This window comes from Methylorubrum sp. Q1 (assembly GCF_004683995.1).
GTDB lineage: Bacteria > Pseudomonadota > Alphaproteobacteria > Rhizobiales > Beijerinckiaceae > Methylobacterium.
This window is the reverse complement of record NZ_SRHQ01000070.1, coordinates 1-2,241: the sequence shown is the minus strand read 5'-3', so window position 1 is coordinate 2,241 and position 2,241 is coordinate 1. Positions and strand designations below refer to the sequence as shown.

At 69.0% G+C, this 2,241-nt stretch carries 2 protein-coding genes; both read left to right on the top strand.

Going from position 1 to position 2,241, the window contains the following annotated elements; genetic code table 11:
• The coding region (locus E4V01_RS25255; protein ID WP_135300285.1) for a methyl-accepting chemotaxis protein at positions 1-1,335 on the top strand (1,335 nt) is incomplete at its 5' end.
• Between the two features lie 26 nt (positions 1,336-1,361).
• Positions 1,362-2,241 (top strand): substrate-binding domain-containing protein (locus E4V01_RS25250; RefSeq protein ID WP_135300284.1); only part of this gene is annotated, 880 nt, incomplete at its 3' end.

The following is a 2,241-nucleotide window of genomic DNA, read 5'->3' as shown; positions in this document are numbered from 1 at the left end:
CGTAACGCGTGGCAGCACTTCCTGGCGATCGAAGAGGAGATCCTCATCCTCGACCGGGCCGGCCTGAACGAGACCGGAACAGCTGTGCTGCAGGGTGACATGCTCTCGGAGGCCGCCAACTTCTACACCGCGGTGCGGGCCGTGCAGGCCTATCGTCAACAGGAGGTCGAGATCGCCACGGCCGCCGCCCAGGAGATCCGCGCCTCGGCCCGCTTCTGGATCGTCTCGGCCTTGGCCTGTCTGCTGACGCTCTGCACGCTGGCCGGCTGGCTTCTGACGATGACGATCTCCCACCCGATCGGGCGCATGACCGTCGCGATGGGCCGGCTCGCGGATGACGATATCGGCGTCGAGGTCCCCGATCAGCGCCGCTCCGACGAGATCGGCCTGATGGCGGCCGCGGTTCAAGTCTTCAAGGACAACATGATCCGCAACAAGGCTCTCGAGGCCGAAGTGGCCGCCCAGCGCGCTGGGGCGGAGGCGCAGCGCCGGACCGCCATGCGCGAGTTGGCGGACGCATTCGACCAGTCGGTCGGCGGGATCGTCACGGCCGTCTCCTCGGCGGCCGTTCAGATGCAGACGACCGCCCGCCACCTCTCGGTGTCGGCCGAGGCCACCTCGGTGCGCGCCGTGGCGGTCTCCGCGGCGGCCGAGGAAGCCTCCGTCAACATCCATTCGATCGCGGGCGCTGCCGAGGAACTCGATGCCTCGGTGACGGAGATCGGCGTCCAGGTCGAGCGCTCCTCGGCGATGTCGCAGGCCGCCGTTCGGGAGACCGAGGGAATGACTGCGCTGGTGCGCGAGCTGACGGGCGTGGCCGCCAGCATCGGCGACGTCGTCGACACCATCGCCGGCCTTGCGGGCCAGACCAACCTGCTGGCGCTCAACGCCACGATCGAAGCGGCGCGGGCCGGGGAAGCCGGCCGCGGCTTCGCGGTCGTGGCCACGGAGGTCAAGGAACTCGCCAACCAAACCTCCCGTTCGGCCAGCGAGATCACGGCCAAAATCGAGGCGATCCAGTCCTCGACGGGACGGACCGCCACGGCCATCGATGGCATCTCCGCCTCGATCCGCTCGATCAACGAGACGGCGACCGCCATCGCGTCGGCCATCGAGGAGCAGGGGGCGGCGACGCGCGAGATCGTTCAGGCCATTGCCCAGGCCTCGAGCGGCACCGGCGAGGTGACCGCCAACATCTCCGGCGTGGCGAGCAACGTCGAGGAAACCGGGACCGGCGCCGCGCAGGTTCTGAGTGCCTCGGGCGAACTCGCCCAGCAATCCGATCTGCTGCGCCGACAGGTGCAGTCGTTCCTCGACACCGTCCGTGCCGCCTGACGTCCGCGCTTCCACCGAGGCTTGCCATGAAGCAACTCACCAGATCCCTGCCCGCCGCCCTGCTGCTGATCGCTCTCGCCGCACCGGCCGCCGCCGAAACGAAATTCACCCTCTTGATGTCGGAGGTGGGCGATCCCTTGCTCGACAGCCTGCAGGCCTCCGTCCTCAACACGGCCACCTCCAAGTTCTCCGCCTCGGTCGATGTGGCGCAGGCGGCCGGTAACGGGGGAACCCAAGTGGTCCAGGGTCGGGCCGCCCTCGACGCGAAGCCGACAGCCCTGATCGTCAATCCCGTCGACGACGCCAGCGCCAGGACGATCACCGAGATGGCCGCGGCGGCCGGGATTCCGGTGGTGTTCGTGAACAAGCGCCCGAGCGGTCCGGTGGCCCATAGGATGGCGATCGTCAGCGCGAACCACCTCGTCGCAGGTCGGGTTCAGATGCGATTGCTCGCGCAGGGTCTCGGGGATCGCGGCAACGTGGCCATACTGCGCGGCAAGGACAGCGACAACGCCGCCCAGGAGCGCACCGCCGGCATGAAGGAGATCCTCGGGCAACGGCCGGGGCTGAAGCTCCTGGCGGAGGCGAGCGCCGATTGGAGCCGGCGGCGGGCGCAGGATCAGGTGACGGCATGGCTGCGCAGCGGCCTGAAGCCTGACGCCATCGCCGCCAACAACGACGAGATGGCGCTCGGTGCGGTGGCCGCCCTCAAAGCGGCCGGCCTGTCGGGCAAGGTCTTGGTCGGCGGCGTCGACGGAACCTCGGACGGGATTGCGGCCGTGAAGAGCGGCGAATTGTTGGTCAGCGTCCTTCAGGATGCGCCGATGCAGGGGGCCCAGGCGGTGAACGATGCCGTGAAGCTCGCCCGCGGAGAGTACGTGCAGCCCTACGACTGGGTGCCCCATC